This is a genomic window from Pseudomonas sp. HMWF006, assembly GCF_003061205.1.
Classification (GTDB): domain Bacteria; phylum Pseudomonadota; class Gammaproteobacteria; order Pseudomonadales; family Pseudomonadaceae; genus Aquipseudomonas; species Aquipseudomonas monsensis.
Window position 1 is genome coordinate 1 of sequence record NZ_QAIU01000613.1, and the last position, 1,152, is coordinate 1,152.

Genomic DNA, 1,152 nt, shown 5'->3' on the forward strand with positions numbered 1-1,152 from the left:
TCTCGTCACCCTCGGTCAACACTTCATTGAGGATGTCGCGCGCGCCGTCGTTGTCGCCCATGTCGATGTAGGCCTGAGCCAGATCGAGTTTGGTGGCCGCTTCGTCAGCGCCGGCGAGGAAGTCGAAGTCATCTTCGCCCAGATCGTCACCGATCGCCGCATCGGCTTCGGTGAAGGTCGGTTCGGCGATGCTTTGCGACAGGCGATCCAGCTCGGCGTTGACGTCGTCCAGCTCGGTTGCGAACGCATCGGGTTCGGCGGGCGGGTTGGTGTCCATTTCGTCGGCCAGCGACAGGTCGAAATCGGCAGGCAACTCCAGATCATCCTGCGGCACGTCGGCAACGACTGGCGGCTCGACCGGCGCAAGATCTTTCACGCCTTCGTCCAGATCCAGCAAGAAATCGTCATCAGCCAGAGCCGCCGGCGCCGGCTCGGCACCAAGGTCCAGATCAAGGTCGAAGTCCGACAGATCGTCCAGATTGTCTTTGATCTCGGTCTGCTGTTGCAGCACCGACTCAAAGCTCAGATCGTCGTCCGCCGGGAATTCGTCCAGCTCCACCGGCGCTTGCGGCTCAACCACTGGGGCTGGTGCTACCGGAGTGATGTTGTCGAGATCGTCCAGGCTCAGGTCGAACGCGCTGTCCAGATCGTCTGCCTGCGGTGCCGCGGCCGGCGCCTCAGGCTCATCCAGCAACAGGTCTTTGACGTATTGCGCGTCCAGCTCGGCGGCAACTGCCGCTGCCGCCAGACCGCTCGCCGCCACTACGGCCATAGCCGGAAAGCGGCTTTTCAGCTGTTCGACTTTGGCAAAGTTGTCGCCATTGGCCACCAGCTGTCGTTCTTGACCGACGAACGCATCGCGATCGCCCTGCTGACCGTAGACTTCCATCAGCTTCAGGCGCAAGTCACTGCGTTGCGGTTCGAGGCTGACACCCTCTTCCAGCAGTGCGGCTGCCTGATTCAGGCGACCGGCATTGATGTGCGACTGCGCCTTGTCCAGCACGTCATCCGAGCGTTCGGCGGCAGGGGCCACCAGCGGCGCGGCAATCGGCTCAGCCATCACCACTGGCGCCACCACCGGCGCCGGAGCTGGAGCCGGAGGGTTGAGCTTGACGCTTGCCGCCGGCACTTCCAGGCCTTCGAAGCTGCTCT

At 63.3% G+C, this 1,152-nt stretch carries 1 protein-coding gene; it reads right to left on the minus strand.

The features are described from left to right. Positions 1-1,152, minus strand: a 1,152-nt coding sequence (locus tag DBR24_RS28580; RefSeq protein ID WP_305889153.1) for a FimV/HubP family polar landmark protein, incomplete at both ends; no start/stop codon positions are given.